Origin of the sequence: Synechococcus sp. ATX 2A4, assembly GCF_024346375.1 — a bacterium.
In the GTDB taxonomy this organism is placed as follows: Bacteria; Cyanobacteriota; Cyanobacteriia; order PCC-6307; family Cyanobiaceae; genus MW101C3.
Window position 1 is genome coordinate 116,088 of sequence record NZ_JAGQCV010000001.1, and the last position, 16,811, is coordinate 132,898.

General features: G+C 59.9%; 17 protein-coding genes, 1 pseudogene and 1 CRISPR repeat array. Of the genes and pseudogenes, 7 read left to right on the top strand and 11 right to left on the bottom strand.

Annotated elements, in window-relative coordinates:
• Nucleotides 1–192: 192 nt before the first annotated feature.
• From KBY97_RS00515 to KBY97_RS00535, 5 genes are all read right to left on the bottom strand, one after another.
• Nucleotides 193–1,179 carry a toll/interleukin-1 receptor domain-containing protein gene (locus KBY97_RS00515; RefSeq protein ID WP_255144691.1) on the bottom strand — a complete coding sequence of 329 codons (987 nt, stop codon included), beginning with the start codon at nucleotides 1,177–1,179 and terminating at the stop codon, nucleotides 193–195.
• Between the two features lie 239 nt (nucleotides 1,180–1,418).
• Nucleotides 1,419–3,089 carry a hypothetical protein gene (locus KBY97_RS00520; RefSeq protein WP_255144693.1) on the bottom strand — a complete coding sequence of 557 codons (1,671 nt, stop codon included), beginning with the start codon at nucleotides 3,087–3,089 and terminating at the stop codon, nucleotides 1,419–1,421.
• Nucleotides 3,086–4,504 (bottom strand): hypothetical protein, encoded by a 1,419-nt coding sequence (locus tag KBY97_RS00525; RefSeq protein ID WP_255144695.1) that lies wholly within the window; start codon nucleotides 4,502–4,504, stop codon nucleotides 3,086–3,088. Before KBY97_RS00525 ends, KBY97_RS00520 begins: the two co-directional genes overlap by 4 nt.
• A gap of 2 nt (nucleotides 4,505–4,506) precedes the next feature.
• Nucleotides 4,507–4,911 carry a hypothetical protein gene (locus tag KBY97_RS00530; RefSeq protein ID WP_255144696.1) on the bottom strand — a complete coding sequence of 135 codons (405 nt, stop codon included), beginning with the start codon at nucleotides 4,909–4,911 and terminating at the stop codon, nucleotides 4,507–4,509.
• 77 nt (nucleotides 4,912–4,988) lie between these two features.
• On the bottom strand, nucleotides 4,989–6,284 hold the full coding sequence (locus tag KBY97_RS00535; RefSeq protein ID WP_255144697.1) for a hypothetical protein: 1,296 nt from the start codon (nucleotides 6,282–6,284) through the stop codon (nucleotides 4,989–4,991).
• Nucleotides 6,285–6,656: 372 nt separating this feature from the next.
• Between KBY97_RS00535 and KBY97_RS00540 the strand changes: the two genes are divergently transcribed.
• On the top strand, nucleotides 6,657–7,712 hold the full coding sequence (locus KBY97_RS00540) for a DUF4145 domain-containing protein (protein WP_255144698.1): 1,056 nt from the start codon (nucleotides 6,657–6,659) through the stop codon (nucleotides 7,710–7,712).
• Nucleotides 7,713–8,315: 603 nt separating this feature from the next.
• A CRISPR array of direct repeats spans nucleotides 8,316–9,384; the repeat unit is 36 nt; unit sequence GTTTCCAATGAATAGGTGTCACCAGCGAGTGGTGAC.
• A 269-nt stretch (nucleotides 9,385–9,653) separates the two neighbouring features.
• Here the strand turns inward: KBY97_RS00540 and cas2 are convergent.
• Nucleotides 9,654–9,935 carry a CRISPR-associated endonuclease Cas2 gene (cas2, locus tag KBY97_RS00545; RefSeq protein WP_255144699.1) on the bottom strand — a complete coding sequence of 94 codons (282 nt, stop codon included), beginning with the start codon at nucleotides 9,933–9,935 and terminating at the stop codon, nucleotides 9,654–9,656.
• A pseudogene (gene cas1 / locus KBY97_RS00550) lies at nucleotides 9,932–10,438 on the bottom strand (CRISPR-associated endonuclease Cas1); the annotation flags it as partial. The gene cas2 and the pseudogene cas1, both read right to left, overlap by 4 nt.
• A 232-nt stretch (nucleotides 10,439–10,670) precedes the next feature.
• On the opposite strand from cas1, the gene KBY97_RS00555 reads away from it, so the two are divergent.
• The 4 genes from KBY97_RS00555 (at nucleotide 10,671) to KBY97_RS00570 (ending at nucleotide 13,704) form a co-directional block, all read left to right on the top strand.
• Nucleotides 10,671–11,741 (top strand): ATP-binding protein, encoded by a 1,071-nt coding sequence (locus tag KBY97_RS00555; RefSeq protein WP_255144700.1) that lies wholly within the window; start codon nucleotides 10,671–10,673, stop codon nucleotides 11,739–11,741.
• Nucleotides 11,738–12,097 carry a hypothetical protein gene (locus KBY97_RS00560; protein ID WP_255144701.1) on the top strand — a complete coding sequence of 120 codons (360 nt, stop codon included), beginning with the start codon at nucleotides 11,738–11,740 and terminating at the stop codon, nucleotides 12,095–12,097. Before KBY97_RS00555 ends, KBY97_RS00560 begins: the two co-directional genes overlap by 4 nt.
• Nucleotides 12,097–12,318: a hypothetical protein gene (locus KBY97_RS00565; RefSeq protein ID WP_255144702.1), complete on the top strand. Its 222-nt coding sequence runs from the start codon at nucleotides 12,097–12,099 to the stop codon at nucleotides 12,316–12,318. Before KBY97_RS00560 ends, KBY97_RS00565 begins: the two co-directional genes overlap by 1 nt.
• Nucleotides 12,319–12,450: 132 nt before the next feature.
• Nucleotides 12,451–13,704, top strand: a complete 1,254-nt coding sequence (locus KBY97_RS00570) for an ATP-binding protein (RefSeq protein ID WP_255144703.1) — start codon at nucleotides 12,451–12,453, stop codon at nucleotides 13,702–13,704.
• Between the two features lie 294 nt (nucleotides 13,705–13,998).
• Here KBY97_RS00570 and KBY97_RS00575 read toward each other — a convergent pair whose 3' ends face one another.
• Together KBY97_RS00575 and KBY97_RS00580 are read right to left on the bottom strand one after the other, a co-directional pair.
• The gene (locus KBY97_RS00575) at nucleotides 13,999–14,178 is read right to left on the bottom strand and encodes a hypothetical protein (RefSeq protein ID WP_255144704.1); all 180 of its coding nucleotides are present in this window, start codon (nucleotides 14,176–14,178) and stop codon (nucleotides 13,999–14,001) included.
• Nucleotides 14,179–14,379: 201 nt separating this feature from the next.
• Entirely contained in the window at nucleotides 14,380–14,526 is a 147-nt protein-coding gene (locus KBY97_RS00580; RefSeq protein ID WP_255144705.1) for a hypothetical protein, read from the bottom strand.
• Nucleotides 14,527–14,744: 218 nt separating this feature from the next.
• Between KBY97_RS00580 and KBY97_RS00585 the strand changes: the two genes are divergently transcribed.
• The gene (locus tag KBY97_RS00585; protein ID WP_255144707.1) at nucleotides 14,745–15,527 is read left to right on the top strand and encodes a hypothetical protein; all 783 of its coding nucleotides are present in this window, start codon (nucleotides 14,745–14,747) and stop codon (nucleotides 15,525–15,527) included.
• Here the strand turns inward: KBY97_RS00585 and KBY97_RS00590 are convergent.
• Entirely contained in the window at nucleotides 15,484–15,930 is a 447-nt protein-coding gene (locus KBY97_RS00590; protein WP_255144708.1) for a hypothetical protein, read from the bottom strand. The two genes, KBY97_RS00585 and KBY97_RS00590, sit on opposite strands and share 44 nt — an antisense overlap.
• A gap of 95 nt (nucleotides 15,931–16,025) precedes the next feature.
• On the opposite strand from KBY97_RS00590, the gene KBY97_RS00595 reads away from it, so the two are divergent.
• Complete coding sequence (locus KBY97_RS00595) at nucleotides 16,026–16,160, top strand: hypothetical protein (RefSeq protein WP_255144709.1); 135 nt, start codon at nucleotides 16,026–16,028, stop codon at nucleotides 16,158–16,160.
• Here KBY97_RS00595 and KBY97_RS00600 read toward each other — a convergent pair.
• Nucleotides 16,155–16,646 carry a hypothetical protein gene (locus KBY97_RS00600; protein WP_255144710.1) on the bottom strand — a complete coding sequence of 164 codons (492 nt, stop codon included), beginning with the start codon at nucleotides 16,644–16,646 and terminating at the stop codon, nucleotides 16,155–16,157. The two genes, KBY97_RS00595 and KBY97_RS00600, sit on opposite strands and share 6 nt — an antisense overlap.
• Nucleotides 16,647–16,811 lie beyond the last annotated feature (165 nt).

Below are 16,811 nucleotides of genomic sequence, written 5' to 3' on the forward strand. Positions count from 1 at the left end.
TGGGTCGATGTTCCAGCGGCTTTTGCCTGTGGGCATGGCTGCTCCTAACGCAGGCTCTGTGTCTTCCGCTTAAACCGTTCGATGCTTCTGATTGATGGTTCTCTTTTGCAGAACGAATTCAAGGATGCCAACGGAGCTCGGCCTTATCAAGTAAGCCTTTAATACTCAGGCTTGGCTGAACAGAGTTGTCACTCATTTGGCGATATCACTGCGCATCACCTCAAAGTAACTGCTTTGGTAGTCAAACTGGAAGCAGCGGAATGGAGTCATCCCACGTAGGCGTCCGCCAATATCAAAGGCAAGCACAGCAGGGCATTCAAGGTAGAGATCCATTGGCTTTCCTTTGATGTGCGGCGCTTGCAACACACGGGTGGCTGAACGTGCCAGGTCGGCCCAGATGTGTGGATCATTCAGTGGGATCATGAACCTGTTCGAATCTTTCGGCACATGCCCTTTCAGAAAGAACACCCAGACAGGAAGGTGTTCCTGAAGGCGATGACGCATCACTTCTGCAACCGTGTCCCCCCGGGAAAGCTCTCCGGTGCACTTGCACAGAAATGCCAGTTGATCGGGAAGCGCCAGCCGATTGTGCTCCGGTGCCACCAAAAAGGTGGTTGAGTAAGCAGAAGGCATCAAGGGAAGGTATCTGAATGTAATTCCATCAACCGTGAACGAGGCATCTTCTCCAAGTACATCTGCTGCCTCGCCGACGGTAAGGTCTCCGCCATCAAGCAGTTCCAGCAAAGAAGAGATCTTCTGGGAGGGCTTGCCCATCAAGCTCGTCACTAGCTTGCTCAGAGCGCCGTGATAGCCAATTTCAGCGAAGGTAAAATCCACAATCTGGCGAACCCGCCATGCCTCAGGCAGATTCTCCAGCAGACAGGTTCGCAGGATATAAATCTTCTTTTCTGATTCCAACGCGATCCTGAATTCATCCGAAACAGCCACGGAGGCTGCAGCTTCTATGGATGCCAAGAGGATGAAGTGATCACAGGAGCGAATGCTCTCTGCAATTGTGGTTTCCCAGTCTGGGTCATGGGGGGCAATGTCACTTGTGTCAAGCCAAGCCTCCAGCCCCGCTCTGGCCAGATCGCATTGCAGCAGCCTGGCAAGTGGAGCATTGGTTCGGTCGTAAGACAGGAAGACCCTTGGCTGCTCGCCTGTTGTTGTTGATGACATGGCAGTGAAAGGCCTTGGAATCTGAGGTTATCCTAAAGGCAATGTTCAACTATCCACGTGTATCTCGCTCATCTACTGAGACACGAAAGCGGGCAAGCTGTCTGCCTCAGATGGCTAGTCGTGGGCAGCAAGTGCAGTAGATCCCTAAGCAGGTTCCAAGTCAGCTGATGGTCAGGGGCAGGTTTGGATCCGTTGATGGTCTGCTGGACTGATGGTCTGATGGCCATTGGCTCAAACCATCAACTCACCGGCTTGTACACACGCTGCAGCTGGCTGGTGACCCAATCATTGAGCTCGTCGATCTTTTCTCTGCCAACGGCTTCCACGGCGCATTTCAGGCGCATGGTGCGTTGCTGTTCGGTGCTGTTGGTGGCCATGGCTTGCTGGATCGCCTGAAGTCCCCGCTCAAATTGCTCACGTGAGCGTGTGTAGCGGGTCACCATGTCGGCATAGCCCATCAGTTCCCGGAAGCCAAGGGAAAGCACGAAGATGATGAAAAAGAATTCTGGTAACCAGGCGATCTGCGTTGTTGGTTGCCTGGCAATGAAGATGGCACTTGCCAGCGCTCCAGCATAGGCCAGCCCTGCAATCCAAAGGCAACGGCTATCGCACCGCTTGTAGCGAATGCACGTGATAGCCAGCCAGTGCACCTGCTCCTCCAACCAACGCCTCACAGCGGATACAGGAGCGATCGCACCACTCCCTGGAAACCCAGCGAGCCTGGCGATCAGCTGCAGGCGTTTCGATCGAAGCACCATGCGGATCCAGGCCATGTTTGTATTGGTCTGGGTTCGAAAGAGATCGGCCACATCAGCCTCCACTTCCATCTCGCTCCAGAACTGCTGCACGGTGAGGGCTTCGGCCAGGCAACGGTTTTCAATGAACGCTTGCTTTTGCTTCCGCTGTAGTTTTGGAAAGATCACGGCAGCCAGCAGAATGGTCAGCAGGCCGGCAACCAGATAAGGCTGAAATGTGAGCAAGAACCCGATACTTCCTCCAAGCCCCACGAACGCATAGCAACAGAGCAGAAATCGCTGCTTCCCTTGCACCGCCTGCTGATCAACGTGCCTCCACAGCATAGACTGAACCGGCGCATCGGCGCTGATCGTTGCTGGTGAAGCCAGCAGGCTTGCATTAATCCGATCCAAAGCCGCCGGCAGCTTCAAGGTGGCATCCAGCTGGTTGACCGCCTTTGTTTCAAGCCAGTAGGCACGAGCAGGCCGTTCGTTGTTGCCAGCGTTCTTATGGCGCGGGGTGTGATACTCGATCATCGCGCCAGGCTCTCTGGCGGCTACCACCTCATCCACATTGAGAAACAACGGGTGTACCTCCCCTTTCTGCAGGGCGATGGTCTGCCCGGTGCCGCCCATCTCCATGGTTTCACCGCCATTGAAGAACGCTGCAACCAAATAAGCGTGGCGCACCAGGAAGATGCCCTGTCGGCCATAGCAGTCAGGGCTGGGAAGATCCTCTCCAGGGGCAGCCTCCCCTCGCAGCTCGGCGCAATTGCCTGGATGCAGTACGGCATGGCACCGCATCAGCAGATGATCAAAACGATCCTGTTCTTCCGGCTTGAAATCGATGCGGTAGCGATTGGGATGCTGCGGCAGCGCCGCCACCAGCAGGTGGTGCAGCGGGGCGTGAGGTTGCGTGGCATTGCGGCTCACAGCCATCTCCAGAAACACCTCTGCAGCCATGCTGTCCATCCCTGTGGCCAGCCCGTTGAGCATCAGGATCGGCGTGTGTGGCAGGGCGTGGAGAAGTTGGCGCAAATCTTCCTTGAAACGTTCCACCACTTGCGGAACGCACGCTTGGATGGGATCACGGTGGCCCACCACGCCCAACACCAACGGAATCAGGCTTTTGTCGGGTTGCTGGGGGCCATTGGAAGGCGCTGGGGTGGTGATCAAGGCAGCTGCCAGGGCGAAATCTCAAGGCTATCGTTCACCAGGTCAATCACCTCCACACCGATATCTCGTACCACGGCACGAAGGTGTGCAGCAAGATCGGGATCTGCCATCTGGTCGGCTGTCTGAGTTCGGCGGAGTTCCCGCAAGTGCTGTTCCAGCTTGGCAGCGAACCGCTTCTGCCGCAGCACCGACACCATCGGAACAGGCCGGCGATACCAGAAAGACGCGAGCGTCAGCAACCCGATCGGCAGCAGCAGCTGGATGGCGAGCTGAACCCTGGCCATGGCAACCCAGGGGGTGAGCAACGGCAGCATCAACAAGAGGAGCACCAGGCCGCCCGTGATCCATTGCAGCCATTGCCGCTGCCCCTGCAGCCGTTCTGCATCAGCGATGGCGTGGGCCTGCCACCAAGCCACGTCTTCGGCGGCTTGATGGAGGCACTGCCGTGGCTTGAGCACGGCCGTTGTCCCTCTCCAGAGCCAGAGTTGCCGCGCACGGAGCAGCAACAGCAAGGAGCCCTGATCGTTCCCGCTGTGCAGCGGGCGTTGCTTGGCATGGATGAATTCAGCAGCTTCATCACTGATCCCGAAGCTGTGCCAGAGGCGCTGCACCCAGAGAATGTGGGCCACACACCACCACTCCAGGCTGCGCTTGCGCAAAGGCTGCCAGTTCAACCAGGCGAAACCGACTCCACCGAACCCCACCAGTGCCAACGGCGAGGCCACCATGGCAGCTAGGGCCAATAGCGGCAGGATCAGCACCAGCAGTTTGGCTTGCAATCTCCGGTTGCTGAGGCGTTCGAACTGCTCACTTTTCTCCAGCGCCCAGGCTTCGATCCAGGGGCCGTAGGGATCGGCTTCTGAACAAAAGCGGCGCAGCCCACCAGCCAGCCTGCGCGTCTGAACCCATGCCCAGAGGTCGGCGTGCGCCGGCAGCAACTGATTGGCCGGATTGAAGGCCTCATCCCGGCTGAAAGGCAGATCGCCACGGCAGCGGTGAAGGGTGCAGCCATCAGCCTCGCTCTGATACTCCAGCAGCACGGTGGCCATGCTTGGCAATCGCAGCTGCTGATCAGTCAGCTGCTGGTGCATCAGAACGCCATCCGCTGGCGCCAGCAGCAGCAGCAGCTGGCTGTGGCGCAGCAGCCCCTGGAGGGCACCTGGTAGCTGCTGACAGCACACCACAGCGCAGCCATCAACCTTGCAGACAAGCTCCTGTAACCGCACGAGCGTATCCGCTGCGACCGGCATTCCATCCAGTTGCCCCACCACCACAACGGCTTGCATGCCAGGCCTGAGTTGCCTGAGATGCAGCATCAGTTCGTAGTGAAGGTGTTTCACCAGCTCCTGGCGCCTCCACAAGCTCTGCGCATCCGCGCAGCTGGGAAGCAGCACCCCCACGGACAGCGTGAGCAAGGCTAGTTGTGTGCGGGATCGTTCAGAATCTTGTAGTGATCCAGCAGGTCGTCGTTGAGGTTGGGGTAGTAGGTGTCTCCTGTCTCTGCCACATGTTTCCGCCAGAGGTCAAAGAGGATCTCCTGGTATTTCTTCTCGGCATAGCGGCGATCAGAAGACAATTGCGCATTGTTTCTCAGCCAGCTCAGCGACCTGACCTGAAAAGCTTCAGATTCCTCCACGGGGGGCCTTTCAAGTGCTTCCAGTGAGCTGTTCAGAGCTTGAGAGAGAGCAGTTGAATCAAGCAAGCCATAATCCTGTGTGTTGTAGAAGTCGTCGATGAGCAGTTTCGGCGCTTTGGCTTCTCGCACTTTGTCGACGAGGTCTTGCAGTTGAGGGTCGCGGGAGGCGAGAGGGATCCAGGGCATAGCTTGGCAGTGATGGAGGTGAGGTGAGGAGAACGAGGCGCAGGTGGGAGAAGTGATAATCGAGTTGAAGATAGGGCTCAGGAATGAAGCTTCAGTTGCTTATCAATCAAACGCCCATACTCATCAAGGCGATCATCCCTGATGGAAGTGAGCTCGTTGGTGTAGGAAGCTTTCACATCATCCAATTGAGAAATATCATAAATGCGCTTGGCGGCTAAGGCCGTGAGCACTACAGAGGTTGTGAGAATGAAGATTGAAAGCACAATCAAGCTGAACCTGCCAGCAAAGAGATTGGCGTAGAACTGGGAAAAAGCCTGTGACACAGCTATTTGCCCGCTCACCCATTCAATCTCTCCACTTCTGGAGCGGAAGTGCTCGTTGAAGAGATCGGGCTCCTGCTGCTGGAGATAGACAAGGTTGGGCTGGGAGCCAATCAATCCGGATTTCTCATCGACCGCAGCGCGCAGCGGTGCAGCCTTTTCCCTGTTGATCTCCTTCCACACCTGCTCTTGGCGACAAGCTCCAGGGATGGCAGCCACGGATCCATACTTTTCAACCAGTTGTGGGCTGGTCAGGCCCACATCCGACTTCACTTCCGCGTTGCTGCCAAAAGCTTGGACAAACAACGACTGGAACTGCCGCTCATTGTTTCTTCTGTCGGTGCCCTCCATGCGCCTGTTCAGATCAGCGCATCGCCTGGAAGCCGCTTGCTGAGAGGGATCAGAGCCTTCGAGCCTTGCTAACTCCCGCTGGTCCTTCTCCAGCTTTTCCTTTGCCAACTCACCGGCAAAGACGGTAGCAATGCTTTGAGAACCCAGCAACAGATCAACGCCGGGTCCTGATGAAACTGTTTTCAAGCCGCAGAGAACGATGAACGCCAGCAAGCTCCAGTTGGCCTTGTTGCCACTATTTCGTGCACGGTTAGTGGCTGCTTCACCGCTGGCGTTTGAGAACAATAGGAGGATATACGAAAAAACAAAGGCTCCAGGCAGAGCTGCACCCTGAAAGGCAACAAGCAGAAGCGTAAAGAGTGGAAGTGTACAGAGGAAGTCGAAGATTGTGGAGAGCGACATCAACTTCGCCACTCCGTTCAACGAAGCATCGAGCCCTGAAGTGGCGTAGGCCTTGCCCCGCATGCTCCTGCCTGGCACCCAGATGGAATCGCGGAATTTGCCCAGTACACCGTTTCGAGGAGGATCGAGCTCAACGGAATGGGGCGCTGTAATTCTTGTGATCGACGACGAATCCTCTGGCCGATACTGACAAGTGACCCGATTGGCCTTCTCGCGCAACTCCTTGAGACTTGGCTCCTGCTCCAGCCAGGCGAAGAGTGCTTCGATGTCAATCTTGCCGGAGGGGATGCTGTTGGTCATCAGGGAGTGAGAAACGGTGGCGAAGATTGAATGTGGGCAACAATGATTGACGCAATGGGCGATCAGCCGGCGATGCCAACAGACTGCCGGCAGGCAGGAGTGCAATGGATTTCATGCACCCGATGACTTCCCAGCCGCACCAGTGAGCATCGGCAGATCTTAAGAGACTGCCTCTGACTGCTCAAGGGTTGATGCACATTTCGACCAACCAGCTGGCTGGAGGATAGCCGCTTCGTCTCACAGCCTGGGCATTTGTCTGCACAGGATGGTTGGTCGGAAACGACAACCCCTCCCATCCCCGGAACATTGGCAGGCAACTCAGCCGCACCAGCCCGCAGACTGGCCCCAACGCCACGAACGCAGCCCAACACGATGCTCCTCAATGCTTTTGATGTGGATCCCGGCCTGCCAGAACGCACGCTCGAGCTTCAAGTTGGAGAGCTGTTCGGGCTGGGTGTCCAGGCCGATCTGCTGGTGGTATCGGCCTTCCAGGGTGTGTATGAGCCTGTGCCCGGCACCTTGATTGCCCGCCTGCAGGAAGCCTGTGGGCTGGAGGTTGGCTCCCTGCCGGTAGCCCTCGATCTGCGCCAGAGCCGGCTCGGCTGCTGGGTGAGTGAGCCCTTGGCACAGTGCTGCCCTCCCGTGCGCTGGCCTGATGGTTCGCGCACGCGGTTCCGGCGCATCGCTGTCGTGGAAAGCCTCCCTGCTGATCCCAAGGCTGCAAACCCGGAATCGTGGCCGGTGTTCAACCAGCTGTTCTGCCTGCTGGCTCTGCTTCCCCTGCACGGCATTGCCAGCGCCACCGTGGCCACGCCGCTGCTGGCGACGGGCAACCAGGGCATTGCCCCACAGTTGCTGTTCCCTGCGTTGCTGGAGCGCTGCCGTGACGGGTTTCGGCACATCCCTGATTTGGAACGGCTCGTTCTGTTTGACCGTGAGCTGGGCCCCTTGGAGCAATTGGCTGCTCTGATTGATGGCGAGCTGAACCGCCCGGAAACGCAGCGCAAGCTGATCGCGCTGCAGGAAGATTTCCTGCCGCCTGAAGCCCTCGTTGACCTGCTCCTGAGCTTCAGTGGCCGCCACCAGCAACTCAAGCTCGATGGCGACATCCAGGAGCTGCACCATCAGCTTTCAAACACACAAACCACAGCGGTGGCCCTTGGCATTCACAGCCGGCGGCTGGTGGAACGCCTGGTGCGGCAACGGCTGGGCTGGCGCTACGGCACGTTGAATGAAGGCATCCTGGAATTGCGAAGGCACAACCTGCATCCCTGGATCATCAGCTGCCTGCACCAGGTGCGGGTGTTCGGAAACATGGTGAGCCACCCAGGCAAGCCCGGGCAGCAACGCGATGTGCACGTTACCGACGTGGTGGCCATGCTGGCTGCGCTGCAACGTGTGCTCGCTGATTACCCGTGGAGTTTGTGAGGCTGTTGATCTTTTCTGGACGCCTCGATGTTCAAAGCCTTGGCCCACTCCTGATCGGCTTGCTGGTTGCAGTGTGCTGTTTCTTGTCTCCAAATGCCTCATGCGCTGATTCAACCACTTCGCTATAAGGATTGGGCTTTAACGAATTGTAGAAGCCTGGAACCAGCTGAGGTCCATGCGCTTACGGAGCTTCCTATTCGGAAAGCTGATCGTGAAGTTGAGTGATTAGCCCAGGAGGCAACGGTACGCGCTCCCCTATCTGGCCTGCATCTCGATGCGGCTAAAGGTAGTCCTGAATGTCATAGCGCTCTCTCAGGCAGATCTTAATGGGGCTTATCAGTGTTCCATCTGCATGGCAAGCAAGAACAAACAACGAGTCTTCTGAGACAATACGTAATTTATCGTTTACAACTATAGGCTCGCCGGTGTCATTGTATAGAAACTTCCAATAGGTCGGAAGGTCTGGTGTGTTCGGAGTGTGAATCAGGCGTTTGTCGCGAAACTCATCAATGATTGCAGGCATAACAAACCTGTTGAAGGTTGAGTACAGCATGGGATTCCTGTGTTTGGATTCGAGCATATGAAGTAGCCAGTTCGCATGGCTCATTTGGCGTCCCTTGCGAGTAGTGATCCACTGAGAGCATCAGTAGACCTTTCTTGCAAGCAACTTCTTCCCTATCAATAGGTGTCACCAGCGAGTGGCGATCCTCTCAGCAAAGGCCCTCTCCGAGGGAGCAGTGGACAGTGTTTCCACTCAATAGGTGTCACCAGCGAGTGGTGACTCTGGAACAATTAGAGTTTATTGGTATGAAATTACTCGTTTCCAATCAATAGGTGTCACCAGCGAGTGGTGACAGGGGATCCGTTTTGGACGACGGAGCGGACGTTCCGAGGTTTCCAATCGATAGGTGTCACCAAAGAGTGGTGACTCCTATCGTGATCAATCGCGATGGAGAATACGATCTTCCTGAGTTTCCAATCAATAGGTGTCACCAGCGAGTGGTGACCATTATCCTCACATTAATTCTATTGTTCATAGGAGCTCGTTTCCAATGAATAGGTGTCACCAGCAAGTGGTGACCAAGCGTCGACCTTCCTGAGCCAGGGCCTAGCCCGATGGTTTCCAATGAATAGGTGTCACCAGCGAGTGGTGACCCTTCAACGGAAAGAGTGGTGGTATCGGGTAAGAAGTTTCCAATGAATAGGTGTCACCAGCGAGTGGTGACGCTCTGGTCAATATCGGGTGATGGGTTTCAATCCCACTGTTTCCAATGAATAGGTGTCACCAGCGAGTGGTGACTGGTTGACACTGGCGGAGAAGGTGGCGTGCAATCAGTGGTTTCCAATGAATAGGTGTCACCAGCGAGTGGTGACCCCTTCGACATTCGCTGCCAGTTCGCTTGTGACCTGGGCGTTTCCAATGAATAGGTGTCACCAGCGAGTGGTGACCCCGGTCGCCAAGCCACCCTCAATGAGAGCGGCCGTATCCTGTTTCCAATGAATAGGTGTCACCAGCGAGTGGTGACTCCCGTCGGGGTGGTGGATGGAGGACGCGGATCCGCACAGTTTCCAATGAATAGGTGTCACCAGCGAGTGGTGACTGGTATTCTGAACCCAACACATCCCCCCCGGACGCGTTTCCAATGAATAGGTGTCACCAGCGAGTGGTGACAGCGGCCCCCGAGAGGGCCTGCGCGGCAGGCGATCCGAAGACCGTTTGCGCACCCCTCCACTATGGGCACCCTTATGCGGTGCGTCAACCCTGTGGAAAACGCTGAGATCCATTGCGCTGCAGGCCAGCGCGCAGGATCACGCCAACACTGGGGTTCTGGACGACCGCCGGGGTGCGCGCGGCGGATCGAAACGGCCCAGGGCTCTGTTGCCAACCGTTCTGCCCTGTGGGTTCTCTGCGCACCCCCTGGCCGTTCCGGTGATCCCGGCTCAGATCACCTTGTCCTGCCAGACGGGCAGCTCCACCTCCCGCCCCAGCTGCAATGGCTCGGCGGCCCGTGCAGGCAGCGCCCAGAGCCGCAGGCTGTCGGCCGGTTCGGCGATGCTCTCCAGCCTCTGCCGCAGCCGGCGCAGCTGGTGGGGCCGCAACCGGCATTCGAACACGCTCCACTGCAGGCGCACCCCATAGCCCTCCAGCAACTTGGCCAGCTTGCGGCGCCGTTTGTTACTGGGGCTGTCGTAGGCGATCACCCAGAGTTGTTCCTCGCTCATCGCCGCAGTGGCACCTGCAGGGGGCGATCGGGATCATCCACCCAGCGGGCGAAGCTCTGCACCAGCTGATCGAGCAGTTCCCAGCGCGGGCCGGTGTTGCCATCGCACAACAGGATCGGCTCGGCCATGAACGCCGACCAGGCCTGCAGCCACAGGCGCCGGCCGGCCTCGGAGAGATACACACCGCCAGCGTTGGGCTCAAAGTGCACCTCGGCCCGCAACTGTCCGCTGCGGATCAGTTGTCCGTGGAAGGGATCCACCAGGTAGGTGCGCAGCGGTTCGATCAGATCCGACACCAACGCTGCATGGCGGGCCGATCCCACATGCAGCACCCCGGTGTAAGGATCGAGCCCGCGCAGCTCCACCCTCAGCAGCAGGGCATTCCACAGCACGCCATAGCCGAAGCCGCAGAGGGCATCGAACGGTGTGCGCGGAGGCCGCCGGCTGCGCACCGCAAAGCCGAAGCCATCGCCCTCCAGCAGGTTGCCGAGGCTGCGGAAGTAGAGAGCTGCCGCAGCGAGGAGTCCACCCCGGTCCGGCCGCCTCTGCGCGTGAACCGCTGCAGCACCACACGGCTATTGGCGATCTTGCCGGCGGTGCCGTGGGAGCGCAGCAGATAGAGGGTTCCCTGGGGCGGGCTGTTTGGAGATGGTCCGTTGGTCGTTCGCACGGGCTCTCATCCATCAACGCGTGTCCCGGTGCAGGATTCCTATCCACCCGGTTACTGCAACGGCGATGGCCACGTCCCTGCGCTTTCACCTGCTGATCGGCCCGCCGCTCAGCGGCAAAACACCGTTGGCGAGCCGTTTGGTGTCGCGTCTTGAGGCGCGTGGCCGTGAGGCTTTGGAGTTGACGGTCAGTGAGGCCCTTCAGGAGGAGCTGGAGTGGATGCCATTGCAGGAATCTTTCATCCTGACGTTCTTCCGGAAAGCGGCAGGTCTGGCGCCTATCGCCGGCATGCGCCCCGGCGGTATGGATCCGCTGGATGTCGTGATCGATGGAACGGCGATAACCCGCGCTCAGCGATTGCGGTACATGCAGATGGTCGATCAGGCGGTCCCGATCGAATGGATCGGCTGGTGGCTGCACACGCCGCTGGACATCTGCCTGCGGCGGAACAGCAGGCGGCCCTCAGCCACCATGTCGCGTCAGGCCATTATCGAGGCCTTTTGGCAGCTGAGGGATCGCAGGGCACTGCCGTCGATCGAGGAAGGATTCAGCGCCCTTGTGCAGCTCGACCCGTTCGAATTCTTCGGCAAAAATGATGGTGATGCGATCGACCAGGTTCTGGATCTCATCCTCGATGACCTTCCAGCTTGCTGCGCTGATGTGGCGGCCCAGCGGCAGGGGTTGCAGCTGCATGCCTATTCCCGTCTGATCGAATTCGAACGGTTGATGCAGCACCTCTCGATCCGACTCAACGTCTCGCACGGGAGCGAGCTGAGCCCGGGCATCTCTGAGCCCTCAGACAGGAGTCGACTCCGGATCATGGCCCACACTGAGGCAGAAGATCTTGACTGGATGTTGAACAACAGGCTGATATTGCCACGGGTGCTCGGCCAGAGCTCAGCTCCCATCCACGCTCCCGAGCCGCCGGAACGTACCCGTCTGCACTGGGGCGGTTGGCATCGCTACGCCGATGCCAGGGCTTTTGAGATGTTGATGGAGGAACTGCGACTGTATATGTACAGCTCACAGGATGAGCCCCACCCATCCAGCGCCGACCTGCAGGAGCTGATCGCTCGCTACAGCCTTCAGCCTTGGGATTCTGACAGGGTGCTCGGGGAACGGCACAGCCAGCCATGACTCCAACTGAACCCAGCCCACTGCAGATCTACGAGCGGGTCAGCCAGGCGGGCAGCTTCGCCAGCCGCGCCGGCCGAGGCACGATGTCGGTGGTGCGGGAGTTCATCATCACCGAACATCTGCGCGGCACCGGTGTGGTTCCGCAGGTGGACCTGGACGAGGGGCTCTATGGCTACCCGTTGAGCTTCCAGATGGAGAAGATCAACAACGGCGGCACCCTGCAGGACTGGCTGGAGTTCCACAGCCTGTCGCCCATCCCGAGGCTGGTGTGGGCGGAGATCTTCCAGGGGGTGAGTGAGGGGATCCGTGCGGCCGCCGGCTCCGGCCCCACATCATCGATTTCGGTGTGGCCGTGATGGACGAGGAGCCGTTCGAAGCCCTGGCCCATGGCTTCGGCCTGCCCGATGTGGTGGCCGAATCGCAGCACTGGTTTGAGCGCCAGATCCGGCCCCGCTACGACGACCCCAGCGATGAAAAGGCCTTCCTGATCAGCGACATTCAGGAGTGGATCAACACCCTCAACATTCAGGATCTCGATGGCCCGCTGGAGGGCTTCCGCCGCGGGCTGCGCACCTGACCGAAACCGAATCCGGCGAACACCCCATGAAGGGGACGGCGAACTCCGCAGGAAAATGCCGGCAAAAGCAGCATCAAAGCGGCGGCGAAAGCAGCAGTAAGCTGTCGGCATCCACACCATCGAGTCGCAGGGATGCCGGCGTATCGCCCCCGAACCGTCGATGGCGAACTGCTGGATCAGCTCCGGTCCGCAGGGGCGGTGGTGATCGAGGGACCCAAGGCCTGCGGCAAGACCATGACGGCGACCCAGCAGGCGGCTTCCAGGGTGCTCCTGGACGTTGACCTCGCGGCTCGGCAGGCAATGGCCGTTGACCCAGCGCTGGTTCTGGCAGGCGCCAGGCCGCGTCTGCTGGATGAATGGCAGGTGGAACCTGGGCTGTGGAATCAGGTGAGGCGGGCCGTGGATGCCGCGGATCAGCCAGGCCAGTTTCTGCTGACTGGATCGTCGGTGCCGGCCGATGACGCTGATCGCCACACCGGCGCTGGGCGGTTCTCCTTCCTGCGGATGCGTCCGATGACCCTTTTCGAAGCAGGTGTCTCCGCGGGTGGGGTGTCGCTGCGGCAGCTGTTCGCGGGTGAGACCCCACGATCGGCCGATCCCGGCCTCACGGTGCAGGATCTCTGCGCCCTGATCAGCGTCGGCGGCTGGCCGGCACAACAGGGCCGGCCGGTGAAGGCGGCGCTGCGGGCCGCCCGCGACTACCTGGAACAGGTGCGGCAGGTGGACATCAGCCGGGTGGGGGAGCATCGCCGCGATCCCGTCAAGGTTGGGACCCTGCTGCGGGCCCTTGGGCGGCATTCGGCCACGGAGGCGCGCCTGGCCACCCTGGCCGCCGATGCGGTAAGTGGGGGCGCGGCACTGGATGAGCGCACCGTGACCGACTACCTGCAGGCGCTGGAGCGGCTGATGGTGATCGAGGATCAACCCGCCTGGGCCCCCCATCTGCGCTCCAGAGCAAGGCTGCGCAAGGCACCGAAACGGCATTTCGTGGATCCCTCACTGGCTGTGGCAGCGCTGGGCGCTGGCCCGGAGCGGCTGCTGGCGGATCTGGAGTTGTTGGGTCTGCTGTTCGAATCCCTGGTGATCAGGGATCTGCGGGTGTGTAGCCAGCCGTTGGATGGGGAGGTGCTCCATTACCGCGATCACTACGGTGTGGAGGTGGATGCAATCGTGCAGCTGCGCGACGGCCGCTGGGGAGCAATCGAAATCAAGCTGGGCGAAGGGCAGGTGGAGCAGGCGGCCACCGGCCTGCTTCACTTCACCCGCCAGATCGACACGAGCCGAACCGGCCGGCCGAGTTTCCTCGCCGTGATCTGCGGCAAGGGCTATGGCTATCGGCGTGAGGATGGGGTTGTGGTGGTGCCGGTAGGGGCGTTGGGGCCCTGATCGCGGCTGCTGCGCTGGGCCCTTTCGATGTTCTGCGCGGCCACAGATTCCGTGGTCATTACCAGCTGGATATAGGCCTTGGGCTTCTCCATCTCGGCGCGAAGCTTCAACTTGATGCGCTGACGGTAGGGATTGTCCGCCTGCGGTGGCGCGTCAGACAACCTGGCGCGCTGGTCAAGCTGTGCTATCTGTTGATCATGCTGTCCCGGTGCTGGCTGCGCCAGATCCGGTTCGCGGGCTTCTGCAGGTGGCCTGCTCCACCTCCCTGAACAACGGGCCGTCCAGGCCAGCCAGCTACTGCCGGGTGCGCCCCGAGAGACGCAGGGATCCGAGACGGCCATTGGTGGCCTCAGGCAGGATCTCCAGGAAGCTGTCGAACAGCGGCGCCTCCGCCGGGATGAAGCCGGGAATGCGCCATTGAAAGCCGCTGCAGTCTGAAGAAGGCCGATATGGCTTCCAATCAATTGGTGTCACCAGCGAGTGGTGACAGTGGCCCCCGAGAGGGATTGCGCTGCAGGCTATCCGGAGACCGTTCTCGCACCCCTCCACTATGGGCACCGCTTCGAAGCGCGTCAACCCTGTGGAAAACGCTGAGATCCATTGCGCCGCAGGCCCGCGCGCCGGATCACGCAAATACTGAGTTTTCAGCCGTTGGGTGGGGGGTGCGCGCTGGACTCACCGTGCACAGGTTTCTGCTCCCGGCCGTTTTGCCCTGTGGGCGTCCGCGCGCACGCCGTAGCCCTCCAGCAGCTTGGCCCGCTTGTGCCCTCGCCTTTTGCTGGGGCTCTCGTAGCCGATCACCCAGAGTTGCTCCTGGTTCATCGCCGCAGGCCTGTGCTGTCTGTGGATGCAATCTGCGGGCCTCACGACCAGCCCCTTTGGTTCTTCGCAGGAAACTCCTGAAAAGATCGGCGATCAACGAGATGGTGGCTTGGTACGCAACAGAGAGGCGAACCGTGACGGACAAACAGCTTCCAACTCTCCCAGACTCCAGTCAATCTGCTCGTCCCAAGGGCCGCACCGCTCGTCCCAGGCAGCCGGTGATTCGTCATCGCCCTGCCGAGGCGGCGCGACCCGTTCGCACCCGTGGTCAGGATCCCTTGCTCAGCGGCAAAGGCCCGCTCGCGTTGAGCAGCATCCACGGCGAAGTGGCCCAGTTCAGCGGCGTGGTGGATCGTTTCGGCGGCAAGCAGAAACTGGGCAAGATCGTGCCCACGCTCTGCGTGCGGTCCTTGCGCCATGTGGCCAGTGGCCGGGTGGTGGAGCCCGAGCACTGGTGGTTTCGCCTCAGCCAGGAGTGGAGTGAGCTCGGTCTGCAGCCCGGTGATGCCGTGCAGTTCACCGCCAAGGTGCACCACTGCACCAAAGGCTGGGTGGATCAGTGTCTCAGCGAAGGCGATCACGCATCGGTGCGCGATCAGGTTGTGGGATTTGCCGGCAACATTCGCTCCGTGGTGGTAACCCGCCGCTCCCCACGTCGCCTGGATCACGAGCTGCTGCTTCGCGAGCAGCTCCAGCAGCAGGAGGCGCGAATCAGCGCGGCCGATCAGGCACGGCTCAACCTTGAGGCCCAGGTGACTCAGGCACGGCTCTGCCTGGAGGCCCAGGTGGATCAGGCAGCGCGTGCCCTGGCGGCGCAGCAACGGCGCGCACTGTTGGCGGTGGTGTGCGCCCTTGGCCTTGGTTTCTCCGCAGGAAGGTTGGTGGGTTGGCGCATGGCCAGCCCTGGCGAGGCGGCCTCCATGGGGGCGGCGCCCCAAGCCAGCAGTGGGTTCCAACTCACGGAATCCGCTGTTGCCCCACCCGGAAGGAGTACCCCGTAAAGGCTGAAAGCCGCATTGCAAAATTGGTGGCGTCCCCCACGCTGGTGAAGCTGGCCACCTGGGTGGCTCCATCGGCGGTGGCGTAGGCATCGCCGCAGTAGCGGCTGCGCACCAGATCGAGGGCCTCGCGTGGCCCGAGCACGGGCCACCAGCTCAGGCCACTTCCATCGGTTGAACCGCATGTGGGCTGCCAGGCGAATGTTGCTGCATCAGGGCTCTGGGATCCCGTCGGGTTCTGGGGGTTCACGCGCGCCGAGCGTTGCGACATCTCCACGACCGCCATCAGCCCCACCAGGCCGGCAACCAGCGCACCGATCACCACGCCCTTGTGCAGAGAGAAGTGTGGTGGCTCTGGAGCTGCCTCGAACGCCAGCCTCGAAGGCTCAAGTGCTTGGGCAGCCATTGGTGTGGCGTGGGCTATTCGTGAGTTGAGGGCTGTGGGGGATGCTGTTTGTGATGGTGACCCATCTGCTTGTGAGATCGACGCTGATGCACTAGTTGGTGCTGAACTTTGTGCTGCCGCTTGGGATGGAGCCGGTGCAGGAGCCGCAGCCGGTGCTTCAGTTTGAGATTGCTCAGCGTAGAGCCCTCGAAAATGATCATCAGAAGAGCGACGCGGTTGGCTGGTCATGATGGTTGAAGCTCCCCACGTAGAAACTCAAGCTTGGCGCGATCGATGGCGTTCAAGAGAAAGTGGCACTCATCCAGCGACAACTTCTCGGCGGGTATAAGCATGAGATAGCCGCCAGTCGATTCAATTGCAATCGATTTGCTGCGCCCAAGGAAATACACCAACACCAACAACACGGCAAAGAAAAAGAGCACCCCGGTCACGCCATTGCCGATCCCATCCGGCAGGCCCGTGGCCAGCAGAGCACTCAGCACCAGAAGTCCCGCGATCACCAGCAGGCCTGGCTTGGAGATCACCCGCAAGCCGGTAGACGCCACGGAATCCAGCAGGATGCTGTCTACCTGTAGGTCAGACAGAACATAAAAGCGGTGGCGCACCCGGTAGTTGGTGACCTGCAATGAGACCCGGCTGCTCTCCAGATTGACTCTTTCTCCGGGTAGCAGGGCGAGCGAGCCAGACATCCACGCAAAGCACTTCTCAACAGTCACCCTATCGACTCCGCTGGGACCATGCATGCCGATTTGCGGTGTGACGCATGAAAACCCCAAGCAATCCCTTCGGCTTGAGCATGCTGAGCCGACGATGACCAAAAGGTTGCCATCAACCGCCACTCCAGCCAGGCTTTGACGATTCGATGCGTCCCGGGCTTCGAA

Bases quoted from the DNA above. Each gene is read 5' to 3' on its own strand.
- KBY97_RS00515 (WP_255144691.1), bottom strand. From the start codon at position 1,179: ATGTCATCAACAACAACAGGCGAGCAGCCAAGGGTCTTCCTGTCTTAC.
- KBY97_RS00530 (WP_255144696.1), bottom strand. From the start codon at position 4,911: ATGCCCTGGATCCCTCTCGCCTCCCGCGACCCTCAACTGCAAGACCTC.
- KBY97_RS00535 (WP_255144697.1), bottom strand. From the start codon at position 6,284: ATGACCAACAGCATCCCCTCCGGCAAGATTGACATCGAAGCACTCTTC.
- KBY97_RS00540 (WP_255144698.1), top strand. From the start codon at position 6,657: ATGCTCCTCAATGCTTTTGATGTGGATCCCGGCCTGCCAGAACGCACG.
- cas2 (WP_255144699.1), bottom strand. From the start codon at position 9,935: ATGAGCGAGGAACAACTCTGGGTGATCGCCTACGACAGCCCCAGTAAC.
- KBY97_RS00555 (WP_255144700.1), top strand. From the start codon at position 10,671: ATGGCCACGTCCCTGCGCTTTCACCTGCTGATCGGCCCGCCGCTCAGC.
- KBY97_RS00560 (WP_255144701.1), top strand. From the start codon at position 11,738: ATGACTCCAACTGAACCCAGCCCACTGCAGATCTACGAGCGGGTCAGC.
- KBY97_RS00565 (WP_255144702.1), top strand. From the start codon at position 12,097: ATGGACGAGGAGCCGTTCGAAGCCCTGGCCCATGGCTTCGGCCTGCCC.
- KBY97_RS00570 (WP_255144703.1), top strand. From the start codon at position 12,451: ATGCCGGCGTATCGCCCCCGAACCGTCGATGGCGAACTGCTGGATCAG.
- KBY97_RS00580 (WP_255144705.1), bottom strand. From the start codon at position 14,526: ATGAACCAGGAGCAACTCTGGGTGATCGGCTACGAGAGCCCCAGCAAA.
- KBY97_RS00590 (WP_255144708.1), bottom strand. From the start codon at position 15,930: ATGGCTGCCCAAGCACTTGAGCCTTCGAGGCTGGCGTTCGAGGCAGCT.